The organism is Paenibacillus sp. FSL H7-0326, assembly GCF_001955535.1.
Taxonomy (GTDB): domain Bacteria; phylum Bacillota; class Bacilli; order Paenibacillales; family Paenibacillaceae; genus Paenibacillus; species Paenibacillus shunpengii.
In genome coordinates, this window is sequence record NZ_MPVN01000001.1 from 272068 (window position 1) to 289632 (window position 17565).

Genomic DNA, 17565 nt, shown 5'->3' on the forward strand with positions numbered 1-17565 from the left:
GTTTGTAAGCACATATGTTCTCAATTATATAAATTGTATAAATCTCAAATTATACACTTATAGACTAGTACTAGTTTATAACCGTTAAATTTAACGGTTTGTCTATCCAAAGCATGAATAAAATAAATAAAACTGCGGAGATTCCGCAGTTTTATTTACCAGCTTACGGGTAGGAATTACATCAATAAACTGAGTGTAAGTAAATTAAACAATGTGAGCGGCAGTATTACGTTAGGGTTAGGTCCGGGGCCGAAACCTGGGCCATACCCTGGACCCGGTCCGTGTCCAAATCCCGGTCCGCCGTGACCAGGTCCATGACCGCCACCAGGTCCCCAGCCCGGGCCAGGTCCTCCATGTCCGGGTCCTCCATGTCCAAATCCAGGGCCAAACCCAGGGCCGCCGAACCCCCGCTGTTCATGAAGTCTGATATATACATGATGCGGGTCTACATTTACAATCGTACCTTCAAACGTTTCCCCGTCCAATGTTTGTATGCTGACGTCATAGTTCATGAATTGCTCACACGATTCCTTTACATAGTGCCGATACTGCTTCAGATAATCCGCGATCTCATGTTCACACTGAAACATCAATTGACGTTCACGCTGAGTAGACATGACGTTCCTCCCTATTCTCATCTTGATAGACAGTATATGCAAATGCCCATGTATAAGTGTTTGACCACCAGAAGATGTCAATATAATAAAGTCGATTGACATCCACAGATCACATATTCACCTTGAATCCGGGCACCTTGATAACACCAATTCCCTGGCGTATAAGGCTTGACGTGCTGGGACACACAATCCGTGCATTTGCTCCTGAACCCTACAGGGTCACTGGTGTACCACCACCCCGAAGGATGCGGACACAAGCCCCTGCAGCCCATAAGTGCGTTGTATGTTGTGCATGTCGCATAAGTGGAAGGACAGGCACCGTCTGAACCACACTCACGGCACAGCTGACCATGTGGGGGAAAACAGCCCCCTGAGAGATAAGAAATTTGAGCTGTATTTCGATCTCGAATGAACAGCCGGGCTAGTGCTGCCGCAATCGCACCTGCTGCTTTATTCAAGGCCTTTTTCAGCCCATGAGCATGATTCCATTCTCTAACTTGTCTGCTGATGTAGTCCTGTATCTGTTCATCTTTATTTTTAGGATTACGCCACATACTTCACCTCTTCATGAAGCTCTTGAAGCCCTAATGTACAGCTCCAGCTGGTCTCGGCTGTTAACCAGTCCTTTATGCTTGATGATCCCATTACGGTCGATCGCATAGGCGAACGGTGTAACCTGAACATCCAGTTGATTGGCCAAGTCCGGATTTACCAGCATTACTTCATCTGTGTAATTAATCTTTCTTACATACTCAGCAGCAAGCTCAGCCGTTGAAAACAACAAGAGAATGGGCTTTACCTCATTTATTTCCGCAATACGTTTAAAATCGGGCATAATCTCTGCACATTCTCTGCAGGTCGGAGAACCAAACAGCATTAAGGAAGGGGCACCGAGCAACTCGGCCGTCGACCATTCCTCCCCTTCTAACCGGAAGGCTGCAGCTTGAGGGAGCTTATGTCCTATTGGAATTCCGGACTGATTCACTCCTCGGGCCGTTCCCATAATCATGATTCCGAGCTGCCTGAACAGCACCAAATTCAGAATAACGAGCGGAACGACGAGCAGCCAGAGCATAATATACGACAGCCAAAATAAAGTACTCAACTTCTGCCTCCTCTCTGCTTGACTACGACTTGCCGGTTAAGACGGGCAGCAGATCGGTAAGCTGCTATGGCATATAGTGCATCAGGCACACCTACAGCAATGAATAAAGCGAGAAGGATAAGAATCACATAGATGACTGCCCCTTCAAGCATAATAACGGGATCGTAGATTGAATAAGTCAAATAACAGATTATAAGGGCAGCTAAGGCAAACGACAGATTCAGTAGAACAAGCTTATAGCTCAATTTGGAGTTCACCTGTGGACCCAGGCAGCCACATTCTACCTTGCCTTTTTTACGCATAATGATCAGAACCCCTACAGCTTGGGACAGATACAGCAATGAAAGAAGGATGAAGCTGAGGGGGGCTTGGTAAATGAAGACAATAAGTACAGCCAAAATTTGCACACTAATAAGTATGTTATAGAGGATAGGATGAGCTGGAAAATTACTCGGATCGCCTAGTGCTTTTCCCCAAATGAAGCTTGCTGCCGACATGAGTAACGGAAAGGCCAAAAGGACAGCAAGAAATTCGTACATACCCTCCACCCCATTCCGCATTGTCTTCGATAAGTTAAGAAATTAACAGTACCGCTATAGAACCTAATATAAGCAAGTAAGACAGCGTCAGCCTTATAGCCGTGAGGAGTGTATAATGGCCCGCTCTTTTTTCAAGCAGTCGATACACCCACGAACGGACCTTCGGAATACTGTAAACGATCCCTCTTATACATCCGAAACTGCAGCCGGCTGCAATACTTGCCCACCACGGAGATATGAATAATGAGACAAAGACATACGTATGAAACAGGACGCCCGATTGCAATGTAATGAAGCCAAGCCCCAGTATATTTCCCCACAAGGCAGCGGTACGGTAATCCGCCTTACTGATCCAGGATGAAGGCACGATAAAATTACCTGAAGGCAAAATCGCCGACTTATTAAACATCTCCAGAAGCAGCACGATAATAAACCATGTAATGAGAATAGGCACATAATAGGCAGAGAGCGTGGTGAGGCTGATAACCACATTCAGCCCGCTGATGATCAATCCGGTCGCCGAACCGCCTGCTGTGCAAGAAATAATGTAGATGAATGCATACTTAATCTTGCTCCCCTTCGTATGCTCAAGGCTCCCCAGCACATTAAGCCCACAAGTTGTATCTACACTTGCAATCGCCGAACCGATGGCAAACAGGAACAGAATTATTAGCAGCAATAGGAGTTCTCTCCTCCCTTCGAATGCTCTTTACGCCCCATCTATTTCAGCATATGAATCATTAACGTAATTTATATCTTAATTCAAGAATGCAGTGCATGCGCCGAGCATGACTCAGATCGCGAGCGGAGCAGGAAGCTTCAGCACCGAAGCCCTGCTTCCCTAATATGCTGGACGGTTAAAAGGTGAAGTCTCTGCTGTAAGGTTTACACTTTTTAGCAGCGAAGCACAGCCTCATAATAAAGACATCAAGAAGGAGGTCTTTATTATGAATGATTATACACAGCACAAGCTGCATGAATATCAGCTGCAGATTTGGGAACATCAGGATCGTGTTGGGATTATAAGAGCTTATTCAAGCAGCAGAGCAAAGAGAAGAATGCTTCATAGTTCACCTTTTCATTTTTTTAATTTAAGCCTGTTTTATGGTTTCTTTCGGAAACGCCGGTCACGATAAGCATCATCCGCTTGAATAAAGAACGATGGGACGTATTTGGATCAAAAAGAGCAGGTCTGCTATCTAGCAGCCTGCTCTTTTTCTTAGCATTTTCACCATTCATGCGCTTCGCTTGATTAAGCTTTCCAAATCTCCTTGAAATCAATCCATCCTAGTGAATTAATAGCTACGCCTTTAAAGGAGGCATCGGATTGAATTTGAAAGCTTGAATGATTGAGAAACAGAACATGCGCTTCTCTTCTCAAATATTCCTCCACCTCTTCGAGGATCGCCATTCGTTCATCGGCCCCTCTGCAAGCCAGCGCTTGATCAATCCGCTCATGTACCCAATCCGTTATACCGGGGTCAAGCAATTCCTTAACATAGCTGCCTTGCTGCTCATAATTTTCGATCAAACACACCTCTTCACCCGGAAGCACGACGGAATGAATAATACAGTCCAGCTCTTCTACTAAATGATCCGACAGAATATTAGTCATGCTCTTGGCAACGACCACCGCCTCAATGTTCAATTCAGCAAGGATGCCCTTAATCCATTCTGCTTCACGCACGTGCAGTCCATAGCTCCCGATTACGATCGTTGATCCATCGTACCCCGATTCCTTCAATAACTGTCTGGCTTGCTGTTCATCCACAGCATGAGCTCGCCTTGCATAGCGGTTGTCTGCAAGAAAGGAATGTGCCGGGTGGGAAGGATGTTCTCCTAACTCCTCTATCATTCTTGCTCTGTCCAAATACAGATTAACCGCATGACGGAACTTAGCTTTCTGATGATACCCCTCCTTTGTCATATTCCAGGAAAGAAGTCCGGTACAGTAATGCTCAGAAGCGATATTATCAAGCGACTGCGAATGTGGAGTATCCGTACTGATGTCCATGCCATTCACAGCAGTGACACTGTTCAGACAGCTCCATTTCTTAGACGAGCCCCCTATCAATCCAGCCTCCGCCGGCAACGTAGCAACAATGACGCTGTCCAGGTAAGGCCGGCCTTGGTAGTAATAAGGATGAGCGTTCATCGTGAAGCAGTCTTCCGTCCATTCTGCAAACTGAAAAGGTCCTGTTCCAATCGGATGCTTCCAATACTCCTCTTCAGAGAGTCCTGCATAATCCTTTGGAAGAATCGACATACACACTGCGGTTACGAATCGGAGAAAGATCCAATTCGGACGATGTAATACAAAGCGAATAGTATGAGAAGACGGAACCTCGATCTGCTTCAGAGACCGGAGAATCCAGCTGTTTCTTCGATCTGAGGCTAGGCGTTCTAACGTAAAACGGACATCTTCAGCGGTTAACTTTGCTCCATTATGAAACAAGACACCCTTTCTAAGATGAAACGTCCACTCCGTAGCATCTTCACTGGATTCCCAGTGGTGTGCCAGGGCTGGGATAAACCGCTCTGTATTGATATCGTAGATCACTAGCCGGTCAAAGAGCTGTTGTATCATATGTGCGGACAGACTGCAGAAGCAATCTGCAGGGTCCATGGTATGGATGCGCGAATAGATCGGGATTCTTAGTACATCCTTTGTTTCACTACCCGTTTTATGTTCTTTTTCAAGTCCAAAATACCCATCCAGCCATAAAGAGAACTGATCTATCGAATTCGGTTTACCATGAGTATGGAGCAGCTCGAAAGCAGGCTTGAATTGTCCTCTCTCTGCCAGCTCTCTGGCCATCGTTAGCAGCATGTCTTCGCGATCAACAAGGAATGTAAGCCTTGAACGATTCCCCCTGCCTCTGCCTGATACGAAGTTAATCAAGCCTTGTTCAGTCATTTTTCGTATAACCAATTTCGCATTTCTCGTCGTGCAGAACAGGATCTCAGCGATACGCTCAACCGTAACCTCAATCGGGATATCGTCTGCCCCCCTGGTGTGCAGCTTCTCGTTTAGTAACAGATATTGCTCATTCAGCATGATCACTCAGCCCCTCCTTCGGTCAGAGCGTTTCCTATCCATACATTGTACTCCCTCGGATGAAGCTTAGGAATTATTTTTTTACAGCAAAAAACCATCCGCAATGAAAATTACGAATGGTTTTGCTTGTCGCTTGCATGTGATTAATATAGAGCTGCTCTCTACAACCTTATGGGTTAGTTGACCACATGCCGGCTGATTTAATGAAGATACGTGAATTCAGCTTCAGCTGTGCCAGCATATACTCAGCAAGATCTTCCGGCTGCATTACTTTTTCCGGGTTGCCGTCTGTCAGATTCAGTTCTACCGCCATATCGGTCGCAACTGTGCTAGGTGTTAGGGCGCTCACACGAATATTGTGTTTTCTCGCTTCCAGCATTAGAGATTCTGTCATCGCGAGTACTGCCGCCTTCGATGCGCTATAAGCGCTGGATACTGGAGACCCCTTCTGCCCTGCGGTAGAGGATATATTAATGATGTCACCGCTCTTGCGTTCGATCATTTGTGGTAATACCGCTCTGGTAACATAATAAACGCCAAGCACGTTTACTTTGATAATATGCTCCCACTCCTCTGGCTCAAGCGCAAGGAATCCGCCAAATTTGCCGATACCGGCGTTGTTAATCAGAATATCAATAGGTCCCAGCTCACTCGTAATGTGTTCCACCGCTTGATTGACAGATGCAAGATCAGCCACATCGGCGCTTGCCAGTGATACACGAACTCCATATTCAGTCAGCTCAGCCGCTACCTTCTCAAGGTTCTCGATACTTCTTCCAATCAGTCCAACATGAATGCCTTCCTTGGCAAAATAAATGGCGGTTGTGCGTCCAATTCCTCTGCCAGCTCCCGTAATGAGCGCGGTTTTACCTCTTAGATCCTGCATGTAGATCCTCTCCTTTATCTGTATCTAGAATTTATGTAATTGACAGTCTACTTCATTATAACTTTATCCCATCCCTCATTTCCAGCCGTTGATAGCTAGATGCGCCTTGAACATTTCGCTTGTGTTCGGGTGCTCTTCCTTCGGAATCCATTGATCCTGGCTCCAGAGACCTCCCTGCTTAAAAGCCCGAGGGCAATGCACGAAGCACTCCTCAACCTCAACTACAACGGCAAGTCCCGTCATTTTACCGTCCCAGCCTTGGGATGCAATGAACTCCTCATTTCTCGTAATGACCGCTCGTCCATTAATTCGAAGCACATCGTTAGATCCAGGAATAACGAAAATCATGCCAACCTGGGGATTCTCAATGATGTTTTGAAGTGAGTCCGCTCTCCGATTACCCGGACGATCTGGGAAGGCGAGATGCTTCTCGTCCAATATCTTCACAAAGCCCGGTTCATCTCCACGAGGGGAAACATCTGCTTTACGCTCCAAGCTCGAAGTAGCCAGAAAAAAGATCGAGGATTTGGACACATAATCCCGAATCGTTTCATCAATTACACTGATCGATTTCATCACAATCGCTTCATGAGGCTTATCTATGCTTTCTCTCAGCTGTTCTGCAGAGGTAATTTGATCCTTCATCCATATCGGTTCGTTGTTCATAACGTCCCCTCTCGCTTCCTTCGTATGTAATGTTGTTTTGCTTCCCATTATTATAGGCTCGACGACAGACTCACTTCAAACCATTTTCAAGTGCAGCAGTAAGAATATGAAAAAACATTGACAAGGCTCCAGACCTTTCCTATAGTGATTGGTACACTAACTACTATTACATCAAAGGAGACAACTGACCTCGTGGAAGAAGAAATCTATCGATCACTTCAAAAATTAGGCTTCTCCGCCTATGAATGCAAGGCTTATATCGGCCTATTGAAGCACTCACCAATTACAGGCTACGAAATCAGCAAACGTACCGGTGTACCGAGATCTATGATCTATGAAGTACTTGGGAAGCTGCTGGATAAGGGGGCTGTTCACACGGTACCCAGTGATCCCGTAACCTACGCTCCTCTGCCGGCGAGAGAACTCATCCATCGAACTCGCAGCGAGTTTGAGCAATCCTTTCACTATCTCGAAACGAAGCTCACTGCTCTGGAAGGAGAACGCGAGGTAGATGTCATTCATCGTATTCACAGTGATACACATGTCATTGCCGAGATGAACTCGATGATCAAGCAGGCAGAAGATGAACTGTGGTTCTCCATTTGGGAGAACGAATTTTCATATATACAGGACGAAGCACTGATCAGACAGGAGCAGAAGCTCCCCATTTATGCGATTGTATTTGGTCCCGATCAGATGAGGCTCGGGTTCACAACTCACCACAATTACATGTCTCCGCAGGTGGCAGAAGAACGCATGGGAGGCAGACTGACCATTATTGCCAGAGATAATAAAGAAGTGCTAATTGCTAATTTCTCACCGGAATCAACAGCTTGGGCTATCAAAACAGAAGATCCTGCTCTCGTCCTGGTTGCCATGGAATACATACGCCACGACATGATGTTCTCAGAGCTCGTCAAGGAGGTCGGTTCCGATAAGGTAGAAGCATTATGGAGAGGACACAAGGATTTGTATCATGTTGTAACAGGTAAATGGGCAGGAAATCAAACGGAGGATTTGAAAAATGAACACTCAAGCTAGAAGCAATATCCCTATGTCTAGAGATCAAAATTCATTTCTGCAAGGCATTAAAGATTGTGTGCCTACCCTGCTGGGTTATATGAGTATTGGCTTTGCCTTCGGAATTGTAGGCGTATCATCGGGGCTAAGTATATTAGAGATCGCGCTTATCTCTATTCTCGTCTATGCGGGTTCCGCTCAGTTCATCATTTGTGCACTGCTCGTTGTAAACACGCCGGCTTCAGCCATTATTTTCACTACTTTTATTGTCAATCTAAGACATTTTCTACTGAGCCTGACGATCGCACCTTATCTGACAAAATATTCGATCTCCAAAAATATTGGCTTCGGCGCACTCCTAACTGACGAAACGTTCGGGGTAGCCGCAAATCGTATTGCAGAACAGGGCTCTCTATCAGGAAAATGGATGAATGGTCTTAATCTGACAGCTTATATATGCTGGATTGCAGCCTGCACCTTTGGAGGAATATCAGGCCAGTGGATCGCGAATCCGGAAGCATTGGGACTAGACTTCGCTCTTGTTGCCATGTTTGCAGCCCTGCTTGTCCTTCAGCTCCATAGTACCGAGAAATCCAAGCTGAAGCATCGGCTATCCCTCGTTCTATATATGGTTATCTGCATGATCGTACTCTCTTATCTCGTACCTTCGCATGTAGCCGTATTACTCTCCACCATCATTGTAGCAACAATCGGGGTGGTGACTGAGCGATGAATACAAGCATGACGATGATTTGGCTGTTCGTGGGCTGTGCGCTTGTTACTCTGCTGCCCCGGATTATACCTTTCATTTTTGTTCGAAGCGTCCGTATGCCAGATGTTGTACTCAAGTGGCTCTCGTATATTCCAATCTGTATTTTGTCTGCCCTCGTTATTGAGAGTATGATAACAGAGACTAATGATCAGATTGCGATGGATTGGAGCACCGTCATTGCTCTTGTTCCTACGCTTGTAGTTGCGGTATGGACCAAAAGCTTGTCTGCAACGGTGATTGTCGGTGTTGTATGCATGGCCGTCCTTAGGCTATTTTTCTAAGTGATTAACCCGATTGCGTCCTCCATAGTGCACTTGTTGCACTCATATGAGACAAGGGTACAATATGAAGGAGTAGAATATTGATGGTTGGAGGGATTCGATGCTGCAAAAATTGGCACTGAAAACATTCAGTAGAGATGAGATGCGGGATGTTACGGATGAAGTGAGGGCTGCTGTGGCGAAGAGTGGTATAACCGAAGGGATTGCGATTATTTATTGTCCTCATACTACTGCCGGGATCACCATTAATGAAAATGCCGATCCCGATGTCAAGCACGATGTGCTGCTAAGGCTTGATGAAGTATATCCGTGGAATCATCCCAAATACTTGCATGCCGAAGGAAATACGGCTTCTCACTTGAAGGCAATCACGACGGGAACGTCCCAAACGGTAATTGTCCAAAATGGAAGACTGGTGCTCGGCCGCTGGCAGGGTATTTACTTCTGTGAATTTGACGGTCCCCGAGATCGAGAATACTATGTGAAGATCATGGAAGGCTGACCTAGAAACATCAAAACCGGCTTAGGAATTTGACATTCCAAGCCGGTTTTTGCTGCTCTTTTGAATAAACTAATCCATCTACAAAGGCATTCATTACGCTGTAAATCATCTGCCCTGAATTACTCAGCCCTACTTCTAATGTTATTAATCCGAGTACAGCTGTCCATTGAACGTTTCCGGACCTACCCGAATGGTCCCAAGCAAGTTGGCAGCGACAAACGCAGAATAAGTAAGCTGTGGCTGAATCGGCGGATTGAAATCCGTAGCTGTGAAATTAATAATTTGCGGTGCAAGCAAGCTTAAATCAAAGGTTGAAGTAGCTGAATAAACGACAGGATCGTTTGCTAGAGTACCTCTGACTACCGTTATTGTAATACCAGCTAGCGCCAGCGGAAGCTGCAATGCAATGGTTCCACTGAATACTACACGCGGGTTTGTGCCGACACCTGCTGTCTGTAAGCCAATTTGCCCGAACAGCTGCGGCGTTCCAATGACTAGAATCGGTATAGCAATCGAGTTGGATGTGCTCGCATTTTGAGAAGTTCTTGAATCGATGAACTGAGCCATTTTTCACTACCTCCTGACAAGAATCGTTAACATATCCTATGTCAGCAGATCATAATTCAGTACTTTTACGGTAACAGCCCGAGCATACTTCGTTGTCTAATTCACATCTACTACGGTGAGATGGGCTCACCCTTCTCATTATAATATTGGAAGGAGTAGCTGTACTTATCTGCTTCAGCCAAGTCAATCCAGAGCGCGGATTGTTGACCGGTCTGAATCTCCTGAGGAATGACTTCATTATTCACACGAAGCGCAAGCTTCGCAGCCTGATTCTGTTCGCTCGTCATAATCATGAACTTCGGTGGATGATCCTCTTTTGGTAAACTTCTAATGAGAAAGGCTTGGATATTAGGATTACCTCCTGTCTGCATCACAACCTGACCGTAATTCCCTTCCTCATTTTTGGTAAACTGTACGTACCCAGGCTTGTTATCAAAATAAAATCCCACGATTCGATTATTATCAAAATCAGCTATGTCAACGATCTTGATTTCACTGGACTCTAACCCTTTAGTTGACTTAATGGCTTCAATGATGGAAGCTTCATCATTCCCATAAATAACAGGATCCTTCTGTACATGATTAAACATAAATACAGCTGACAGGAGGATTATTCCTGCTGCTAGAAATCCAATACCCCGCCTTGCTTTCCTATTCTTGAGCATATATATGGCCCCTTCTCTTTAAAACATTTCATTTATTTGAACGCTTGGTTTATGTAAATGTTGCGTTCTGCCCGCAAAAAAACAAGCCAGGAAGGTAAGTAAGCTGCCTTCTTGGCTTGCATTCGTACTTCATTATTGGTTATCCTGCTTAACACGAAGCAGAGATTCGAGCAGCCCTTTTAGATCCGTATCTGGTAAAGCCTTGATTAATACTTCATTAAAGGTATGAAATGCTTGGTTCACTTTCTCCTGGCCGATATCTGTAAGTGAAGTATACACACTTCTCCGGTCTTCTTCACATGCTGATCTTCTCAGTGCACCGCATCCTTTGGCCTCAAAGCGGGCCACAAATCTAGACATGGCACTCTGGCTAAGTCCTACCATCGACTCCAGCTGCTGCAGCTTCAGTCTTTTTAGCGGGGCTTGAGATAAGAAGTACAACATATAAAATTCATTTAATGACAGATCATGTTTAGCCTGCAGTGACTGATCAAGCAAATTCTCTATATTCATTTGGATGTGAGTCAGTGATAACCAGCTCGTTATAAGGTCATGCTCTTGATTCATGTCCATAAGTAATTCCCCTCAGCTTCATAAGATGAATCTCTAACAATAATCCTACTACTCATCATCTCATTATAACAAACAACTTCAGATTACAGAAGTTCGATTCATCCTGAAGTAGCAGAGAGATTAGCTTAAGCGGAATCCGCCTGCGTATTGTCTTGGTACATCCGTCTGCTTGCGCAGAGACTCTGCAGCAGTTAAAGGCCAGTACGGATTCTTAAGCATCCCTCTGCCTACAGCGACCAGATCAGCATCCTCATTGCCGATAACGGAATTGGCTAATGCCGGCTCATCCAGTCTCCCTACAGCAATGACCGGAACATTCAAGCCCTGCTTGATTTCTCTGGCAAGCGGCACCTGATAAGCTGTATGAGTGCCTGGTCGTCCATCCGCACCTATAGGGCCTTCTCCTCCAGAGCTAACATGGAACATGTCAACGCCTGCTTCTTTGTAGGCCTTGCTAAATTCAAGGCTTTCCTTGATGCCATATCCGCCCTTCACATATTCTTTAGCGGAGATCCGCATAATGAGCGGCATATCCTCCGGCATTTCACTCTTCGCAGCACGAATAATCTCCACGCCGAATTTCGTTAGGTCCTGACCATATTCATCCGTTCTTCTGTTCGTGAGCGGAGAGTGGAATTGATGGATCAGGTAGCCGTGTGCACCGTGAAGTTCGATAACATCCACACCGGCCTGTACGGCACGGCGAACAGCAAGTCTGAATTTTTCCACCATTCCCTTCACTTCCTCAGTAGAAAGTTCACGCGGAGTCTTGGATTGTTCATCAAAAGCAATAGGTGAAGGAGCAACTGGTACCTCTGCATCCTCCGCTTTACGACCGGCATGGGCGATCTGAATACCCACTTTTGCACCATATTTGTGCGCATCTTCTACAATACGTGCCAATGGAGCAACCTGTTCGTCTGACCACAGGCCGAGATCATAATCACTAATTCTTCCGTCGGGTTCTACATCTGTCATCTCAACGATGATTAGTCCGGTACCTCCAATGGCACGACTGACATAATGCGTATGATGCCAATCATTCGCTACGCCATCTTTTTTGGCAACCGAATATTGACACATCGGAGGCAGAACAATCCTATTCTTAAGCTCAAGACCTTTAAGTTTATACTCGCTGAACATATCAATCATGTAACGTATCTCTCCTTTTAATATCGAGGTTTTAACTAAGCTAAAAAGCTTCATCAGTTAAATAAAAGTGATGCATGCACATGCATGTATGTTAACCGATTCCAATTGCTGTGTCAATGATATGTGCTGCGATCATTGAGATATTTGAAGTCCCTCTCAGCACAGCTGAATGCTGGGAAGGACTTTATCTTTATTATGGATCTTATATAACAGCGTATTCACCAAACTGATGTCAGTCGTGATGTTTCTTCCAACCATCCTTCAAGGAAACGGTCCGATTGAAGACGAGGCCTGCTGATTCAGGAGATTTGGGATCTGCACTGAAATAACCATGCCGTATAAATTGATATGTCGCGTCTTGAAGTGCCGATGTGATCATCGGTTCAATCCATGCATTCATCACTGTCATGGAATGGGGATTAACCAGATCTTCCCAATGATTATCCGATTCCGCAATAACCGCGTCCTCTTTAAGCAAATGGTCATATAATCGGACTTCTGCTTTCTCCGCATGTGTTGCGGAGACCCAGTGAATGGTCGATTTCACTTTTCGTCCATTGTATCCAGTTCCGCTCTTGGTTTCAGGGTCGTACGTACAGTGAAGCTCCACAATTTCCCCGGTAACCGGATCGTTTATGACAGATTCGCATCGGATATAATATGCCCCTTTTAACCGTACCTCTTGTCCGGGAGATAATCTAAAATATCCTTTCGCTGGGTGCTGCATAAAATCTTCTCTCTCAATATATAGCTCTCGGGAAAAAGGAACCTCCCGCTCTCCGAAATGCTCATTTGTTTCATTGTTTTTGATGGGAAGCATCTCTACCTCACCTTCAGGATAATTCGTGATAACCACTTTGAGTGGATCTAGTACAGCCATGACATTGATCGCTTTGCCCTTCAAATCCTGACGAATGAAATGATCCAGCATCGCCGATTCTACGGTGCTGTTCTGACGCAGCATGCCCACCTCGGTCATAAACTGAAAAATACTCTCAGGAGACACCCCCCTCCTGCGATAAGCCATCAGAGTTGGAAGCCTTGGATCATCCCAGCCATCAACGAATCCGCCTTCCACCAGTTCTCTTAAATACCGTTTGCTCGTCACTTGACCCGTAAGATTCAATCGTCCAAACTCTCTTTGCTTAGGAGGCTCCGGTATTTCCAGCTCCTGCAGCACCCACTCATACAACGGGCGATGCTCCTTGAACTCTGCCGAGCACAGCGAATGGGTAATCCCTTCGATTGCATCTTGTATCGGATGGGCAAAATCATACGTCGGGTAAATACACCACTGTGTCCCTGTACGGTAATGTGGAGCATGAATAATCCGATACAATACCGGATCTCTTAAGGTGATATTGGGCGAGGACATCTCTATCTTCGCACGAAGCACCTTGGCTCCGCTCTCAAATTCCCCCTTCCTCATTTGCTCAAACAAATATATGTTTTCTTCTACTGAACGCTCCCGATATGGACTATTCTTGCCTGGCTCTCTAAGCGTGCCTCTGTATTCTGTCAGTTGTTCTGGACTCAGATCACATACGTATGCCTTTCCTCTACGGATCAAGGTAACCGCTGCCTCATAGATGCAATCAGAATAATCCGAGCCAAAATAAACCTTTGGCGTCAGTCCAAGCCAGCGGAGATCCTCCTCAATCGCTTGAACATATTTCAAATCTTCCTTGAGCGGGTTCGTATCGTCAAAACGGAGATTAAATACACCGTCAAAATGCTTCGCAATCGACGAATTGACATGAATTGCATACGCACTTCCGATATGCAGATAACCATTTGGCTCTGGAGGAAACCGCGTGTTAATTGTTCTGTTATAGAGCCCTTCCTCCACATCTTGCTGAATCAGACTGGTTAAAAAATCACTTGCAGCTTCCCTCTTGTGTTCTGCTTCTTTCATTGTTCACTACCTCCTGTGGATTGCGTCCATTTCATAACTTCATCAAAAGGTGAATAAAAAACAAAAAAATCCCGACTCCAAGACATCTGTCTTGGGGACGAGATTTGATCAACCGTGCTGCCACCCCTGCTTCATGAATACATCACTGTATCCACCTCTTCAAGTACGGCATAATGCCTTGGCATTATACTTATACTCTAGCTCTATAACAGGAGCTCCTGTCACACCATCGCCTTAAATCCTAGGTTCCGATGTGCTGCTCAGAGGCTTGTTTCAATGACAGACTTCCTGCTCCTTCTCAGCTTCCGGAGCTCTCTGATGAGGAATTCTGTTCATTTACTCTTCTCTTCATCGCGTTTATTCATCCATTAATTTTTATAATAGTATCACTTAGAATACCGAATGTAAACCAGATCAATTCATGTCTAATTCCTTTTCTTTCTGACATACATAGATGAGTTCCGGTTTGCTGTCCACAGGCGGGTTCTCTTCCCAGTCCCCGTAGAGCTCAATCACTCGGAATCCGTGTCGGGCGAGCAGCCGCTCCATTTCCATCGGGTACGTGTACCGCAGCTGGATCGTCGTTCTAAGCTCGTTCTCAATCGTCAGGTCATCCTGTTTCATTTTCCGAACAATAATATAATTCTGTACTTGAGTCAGTGCATCATAATGACTAGTCGTATATACATCCACTTGTTTTCCGTCATCCGTTACATAGGTTCTCCAGTACTCTTCCTCAGCAGCCTGCAGCAGCTCTTCCGCACTCGGAAACCGGGTGTTGAATATGAATACACCGCCTGACTTCAAATGAGCAGCTACAGACCGCAGTAGCTTATCCTGCGCTTCATTCGTCAGAAAATGCTGGAAGGCGTTACCCACCATATAAATCATGGAGCTCTTCATATCCAATTCCAGCTCTTCACAATTCTGTAGTTCGAAACGGATGTCCGTGTGCTCTTCCTCTGCCTTCAGCTTGGCTCTCTCCAGCATCCCTTCGTGTAAGTCTACACCAATAACGGAATAGCCTTTCTCAGCGAGAGGATTAGCCGTACGTCCTGTACCACAGGCTAGATCAATAAGAGTGCCTCCCATTAAAGATGCCCATTTCTCAATAAATGCAAAATCACCATCAAATTCGTCATTCTCCATGTCATACATTGTTGGATCATTATACTCTTCCAAATTCGGTGAATGCGTATGATTACTTAAGCTCTTCTTCATGTCCATATTCAGCTTCCTCTTTTTAACCCATTTTGGATATTGGAATGAATTGCAAAATACTGACATTAGAATAACGTTTTTTGATGGTGATTTCAAATGTACTCCACTAGGCTCTACAACAACAGCTGAGTCAGCACATGGATGCACTGGTCCAGCACCAATCTGGTCTCCGTACGCTGTGCGTGGTCGATTAGCGTAATTGGCATAAGCCCTGTCTCTGTCTCTGCTTCATTCGATTGGACCGATTCGATTCGAATTGCGTATCTCAGCGTGAGCTCATTCATGATCTCGTTCGGGTATATGGTTCTGGCAGCGATACCCGCCTCCTCAAGCTCAGCCGCCGCTCTGGACGCAGCTTCACTCCACTGAGGAGCAGCAATCACTGAGATCAACTCTGCCTGTTCTGCTCGATTCGTCAATTCCAGCTCCGCTGTCAATTTCTCTATAGCCTTAAGGTCAATGTTTAATTTCACCCTGGAATCCGAAGCGTTCGAAACATACACAGACCGGGCAAGCAAGCTCTCACCTTGATCGTTAAAGAGAGTGTAGATTACTATTTCTTCATCTCTGCTCTGTAACTCTATCTCTGAATCCGTTACAAGAAGATGCGCGATTCCTGTTTTCTCGAAGATTATTTCAGCTTCTTCAGCTGAGAGTTCCGCTCTACGAAGCCACCCCGTATTCCACTCCAGCTGAACAGGTATACCTAAGTGATCAAACAAATTGAGAGCAGCAACAAGCAGCTGTGCTTCTGCTTCATATCCCGCTTGTTTCGATATAGTGAGTGAGCAGGAATGCTCCATGAATCCTAATTTTTCCATTTCCTCTTCTATAGACGTTTGTCGTTCATTGCTTTGATTGGTTAATTCATTCCATTTCATCGATTGCATGTGTTTCACCGTCTCCCTTCATTTGGCAAAAATAAAAAACGCGCCGGACCCCATTGGTCCTGCGCGTTTCATCTATGCCGCAGGGGGGCCGAACGCGAAATGCGTTAGCCCACCTGTTAATGACGTATCAGGTGTGCTAACGCAGATTAAAATGATAATATTGTTGTAAGTGAGATAACCTCATAAATTTCAATCTCCTTCAACATGACAAATTTAAGTTGTCATTGATTATATACGAAGCATCCGAGGTCTGCAACATATATTTAGAGACCATTTATGTACTTTCAAGAGCTTATTGTCTTATAATGAATTCTAGTAACCAGTCAGGGACCATGCATTACAGCATGGGGAAAGGAGTCCATATGCTTGCAGCAGAAAGACGTCAATACATTATGGACATTGCACAGAATGATAAACGTGTGCTGGTGTCAGAGCTCAGCCAGAAGTTTAATGTAACAGAAGAAACCATACGACGTGATCTGGAGAAGCTGGAGAAGGAAGGAATTTTGACCCGTACATATGGCGGAGCCATTATTAATAAACATACGAATGAGGACCTGCCTTTTGTGACTCGGCAGCGGGCCAATCTGGAGATCAAGCAAGCAATCGCTCGTAAGGCGTTGAATTATATACACGACGGAGAAACATTAATGATGGACCCCAGCTCCAGCTCCATGGAGCTCACGAAACTGCTTAAGCACCGAAGCAATTTGACTATTATCACAAATTCGGCTCTCTCTATGCATGAGCTGGCAAGCACAGGACACCAGATGATTTCAACCGGGGGTACCCTGCGTGCATCCTCGATGTCTTTGACAGGCACGGTTGCACAGGACACTGTCCGCAAATATCACGTGGACAAGCTTATCTTGAGCTGCAAAGCTCTCTCGCTGAATAAAGGAATCATGGACTCCAATGAGCCGGAAAGTGAACTTAAGCGAACAATGCTTCAGCAGGCAGCTAAAGTGATTTTGCTCGCGGATCACACCAAATTTGATAAGACCGCCTTTGTCCAATTAGCCAGCTTCTCAAATATTGACATGCTCATCACTGACCAAGAGCCTGCTCCGGAATGGATTCAGCTTCTGCAGGATCAGGAGATTGAGCTTGTATATTAGAACGTCAATCCGCCAGTA

21 protein-coding genes and 1 other annotated feature are annotated in these 17565 nt (G+C 45.4%); of the genes, 6 read left to right on the plus strand and 15 right to left on the minus strand.

Annotated features, from left to right (window positions below):
• Positions 1 to 176 precede the first annotated feature (176 nt).
• The 5 genes from BK126_RS01175 to BK126_RS01195 form a co-directional block, all read right to left on the minus strand.
• Entirely contained in the window at positions 177 to 617 is a 441-nt protein-coding gene (locus tag BK126_RS01175) for a hypothetical protein (protein WP_083655673.1), read from the minus strand.
• 77 nt (positions 618 to 694) lie between these two features.
• The gene (locus tag BK126_RS01180) at positions 695 to 1171 is read right to left on the minus strand and encodes a hypothetical protein (RefSeq protein ID WP_076310914.1); all 477 of its coding nucleotides are present in this window, start codon (positions 1169 to 1171) and stop codon (positions 695 to 697) included.
• 11 nt (positions 1172 to 1182) lie between these two features.
• Positions 1183 to 1722 (minus strand): TlpA family protein disulfide reductase, encoded by a 540-nt coding sequence (locus BK126_RS01185; RefSeq protein ID WP_076310915.1) that lies wholly within the window; start codon positions 1720 to 1722, stop codon positions 1183 to 1185.
• Positions 1719 to 2261: a MauE/DoxX family redox-associated membrane protein gene (locus BK126_RS01190; RefSeq protein WP_076310916.1), complete on the minus strand. Its 543-nt coding sequence runs from the start codon at positions 2259 to 2261 to the stop codon at positions 1719 to 1721. The genes BK126_RS01185 and BK126_RS01190 overlap by 4 nt, the downstream gene beginning before the upstream one ends.
• 34 nt (positions 2262 to 2295) lie before the next feature.
• On the minus strand, positions 2296 to 2940 hold the full coding sequence (locus BK126_RS01195; protein ID WP_076310917.1) for a hypothetical protein: 645 nt from the start codon (positions 2938 to 2940) through the stop codon (positions 2296 to 2298).
• 268 nt (positions 2941 to 3208) lie between these two features.
• On the opposite strand from BK126_RS01195, the gene BK126_RS01200 reads away from it, so the two are divergent.
• Complete coding sequence (locus tag BK126_RS01200; protein ID WP_076310918.1) at positions 3209 to 3397, plus strand: hypothetical protein; 189 nt, start codon at positions 3209 to 3211, stop codon at positions 3395 to 3397.
• A gap of 116 nt (positions 3398 to 3513) precedes the next feature.
• On the opposite strand, the gene BK126_RS01205 is transcribed toward BK126_RS01200, so the two are convergent.
• The 3 genes from BK126_RS01205 to BK126_RS01215 form a co-directional block, all read right to left on the minus strand.
• Positions 3514 to 5319 carry an ABC transporter substrate-binding protein gene (locus BK126_RS01205; protein ID WP_076312488.1) on the minus strand — a complete coding sequence of 602 codons (1806 nt, stop codon included), beginning with the start codon at positions 5317 to 5319 and terminating at the stop codon, positions 3514 to 3516.
• 169 nt (positions 5320 to 5488) lie between these two features.
• Positions 5489 to 6205 (minus strand): 3-ketoacyl-ACP reductase, encoded by a 717-nt coding sequence (locus tag BK126_RS01210; protein WP_076310919.1) that lies wholly within the window; start codon positions 6203 to 6205, stop codon positions 5489 to 5491.
• A gap of 75 nt (positions 6206 to 6280) precedes the next feature.
• Positions 6281 to 6871 (minus strand): MSMEG_1061 family FMN-dependent PPOX-type flavoprotein, encoded by a 591-nt coding sequence (locus tag BK126_RS01215; protein ID WP_076310920.1) that lies wholly within the window; start codon positions 6869 to 6871, stop codon positions 6281 to 6283.
• Positions 6872 to 7063: 192 nt separating this feature from the next.
• Here BK126_RS01215 and BK126_RS01220 point away from each other — a divergent pair, with 192 nt between their 5' ends.
• From BK126_RS01220 to BK126_RS01235, 4 genes are all read left to right on the plus strand, one after another.
• Positions 7064 to 7912 (plus strand): TrmB family transcriptional regulator, encoded by an 849-nt coding sequence (locus BK126_RS01220; protein WP_076310921.1) that lies wholly within the window; start codon positions 7064 to 7066, stop codon positions 7910 to 7912.
• Positions 7896 to 8624, plus strand: coding sequence for an AzlC family ABC transporter permease (locus BK126_RS01225; protein WP_076310922.1), 729 nt, complete (start codon positions 7896 to 7898; stop codon positions 8622 to 8624). The genes BK126_RS01220 and BK126_RS01225 overlap by 17 nt, the downstream gene beginning before the upstream one ends.
• Positions 8621 to 8944, plus strand: a complete 324-nt coding sequence (locus tag BK126_RS01230) for an AzlD domain-containing protein (RefSeq protein WP_076310923.1) — start codon at positions 8621 to 8623, stop codon at positions 8942 to 8944. Before BK126_RS01225 ends, BK126_RS01230 begins: the two co-directional genes overlap by 4 nt.
• Before the next feature lie 100 nt (positions 8945 to 9044).
• Entirely contained in the window at positions 9045 to 9446 is a 402-nt protein-coding gene (locus BK126_RS01235; RefSeq protein WP_076310924.1) for a secondary thiamine-phosphate synthase enzyme YjbQ, read from the plus strand.
• Positions 9447 to 9590: 144 nt separating this feature from the next.
• Here BK126_RS01235 and BK126_RS01240 read toward each other — a convergent pair whose 3' ends face one another.
• The 7 genes from BK126_RS01240 to BK126_RS01270 all read right to left on the minus strand — a co-directional run bounded on the left by BK126_RS01240 (position 9591) and on the right by BK126_RS01270 (position 16429).
• Positions 9591 to 10013, minus strand: coding sequence for a hypothetical protein (locus BK126_RS01240; protein WP_076310925.1), 423 nt, complete (start codon positions 10011 to 10013; stop codon positions 9591 to 9593).
• Between the two features lie 110 nt (positions 10014 to 10123).
• The gene (locus BK126_RS01245) at positions 10124 to 10678 is read right to left on the minus strand and encodes a hypothetical protein (protein WP_076310926.1); all 555 of its coding nucleotides are present in this window, start codon (positions 10676 to 10678) and stop codon (positions 10124 to 10126) included.
• A 132-nt stretch (positions 10679 to 10810) separates the two neighbouring features.
• Positions 10811 to 11251, minus strand: coding sequence for a MarR family winged helix-turn-helix transcriptional regulator (locus tag BK126_RS01250; protein ID WP_076310927.1), 441 nt, complete (start codon positions 11249 to 11251; stop codon positions 10811 to 10813).
• 120 nt (positions 11252 to 11371) lie between these two features.
• A complete protein-coding gene (locus tag BK126_RS01255) occupies positions 11372 to 12403 on the minus strand; it encodes an NADH:flavin oxidoreductase/NADH oxidase (protein WP_076310928.1) in 1032 nt (343 codons plus the stop codon).
• Between the two features lie 232 nt (positions 12404 to 12635).
• On the minus strand, positions 12636 to 14318 hold the full coding sequence (locus tag BK126_RS01260) for a glutamine--tRNA ligase/YqeY domain fusion protein (protein ID WP_076310929.1): 1683 nt from the start codon (positions 14316 to 14318) through the stop codon (positions 12636 to 12638).
• Between the two features lie 90 nt (positions 14319 to 14408).
• Positions 14409 to 14679, minus strand: a binding site (T-box leader).
• Between the two features lie 53 nt (positions 14680 to 14732).
• Positions 14733 to 15545, minus strand: coding sequence for a class I SAM-dependent methyltransferase (locus BK126_RS01265; RefSeq protein WP_256702668.1), 813 nt, complete (start codon positions 15543 to 15545; stop codon positions 14733 to 14735).
• Between the two features lie 107 nt (positions 15546 to 15652).
• The gene (locus BK126_RS01270; RefSeq protein WP_076310930.1) at positions 15653 to 16429 is read right to left on the minus strand and encodes a hypothetical protein; all 777 of its coding nucleotides are present in this window, start codon (positions 16427 to 16429) and stop codon (positions 15653 to 15655) included.
• Between the two features lie 362 nt (positions 16430 to 16791).
• On the opposite strand from BK126_RS01270, the gene BK126_RS01275 reads away from it, so the two are divergent.
• Complete coding sequence (locus tag BK126_RS01275; protein WP_076310931.1) at positions 16792 to 17547, plus strand: DeoR/GlpR family DNA-binding transcription regulator; 756 nt, start codon at positions 16792 to 16794, stop codon at positions 17545 to 17547.
• The last annotated feature ends 18 nt before the right edge of the window (positions 17548 to 17565 follow it).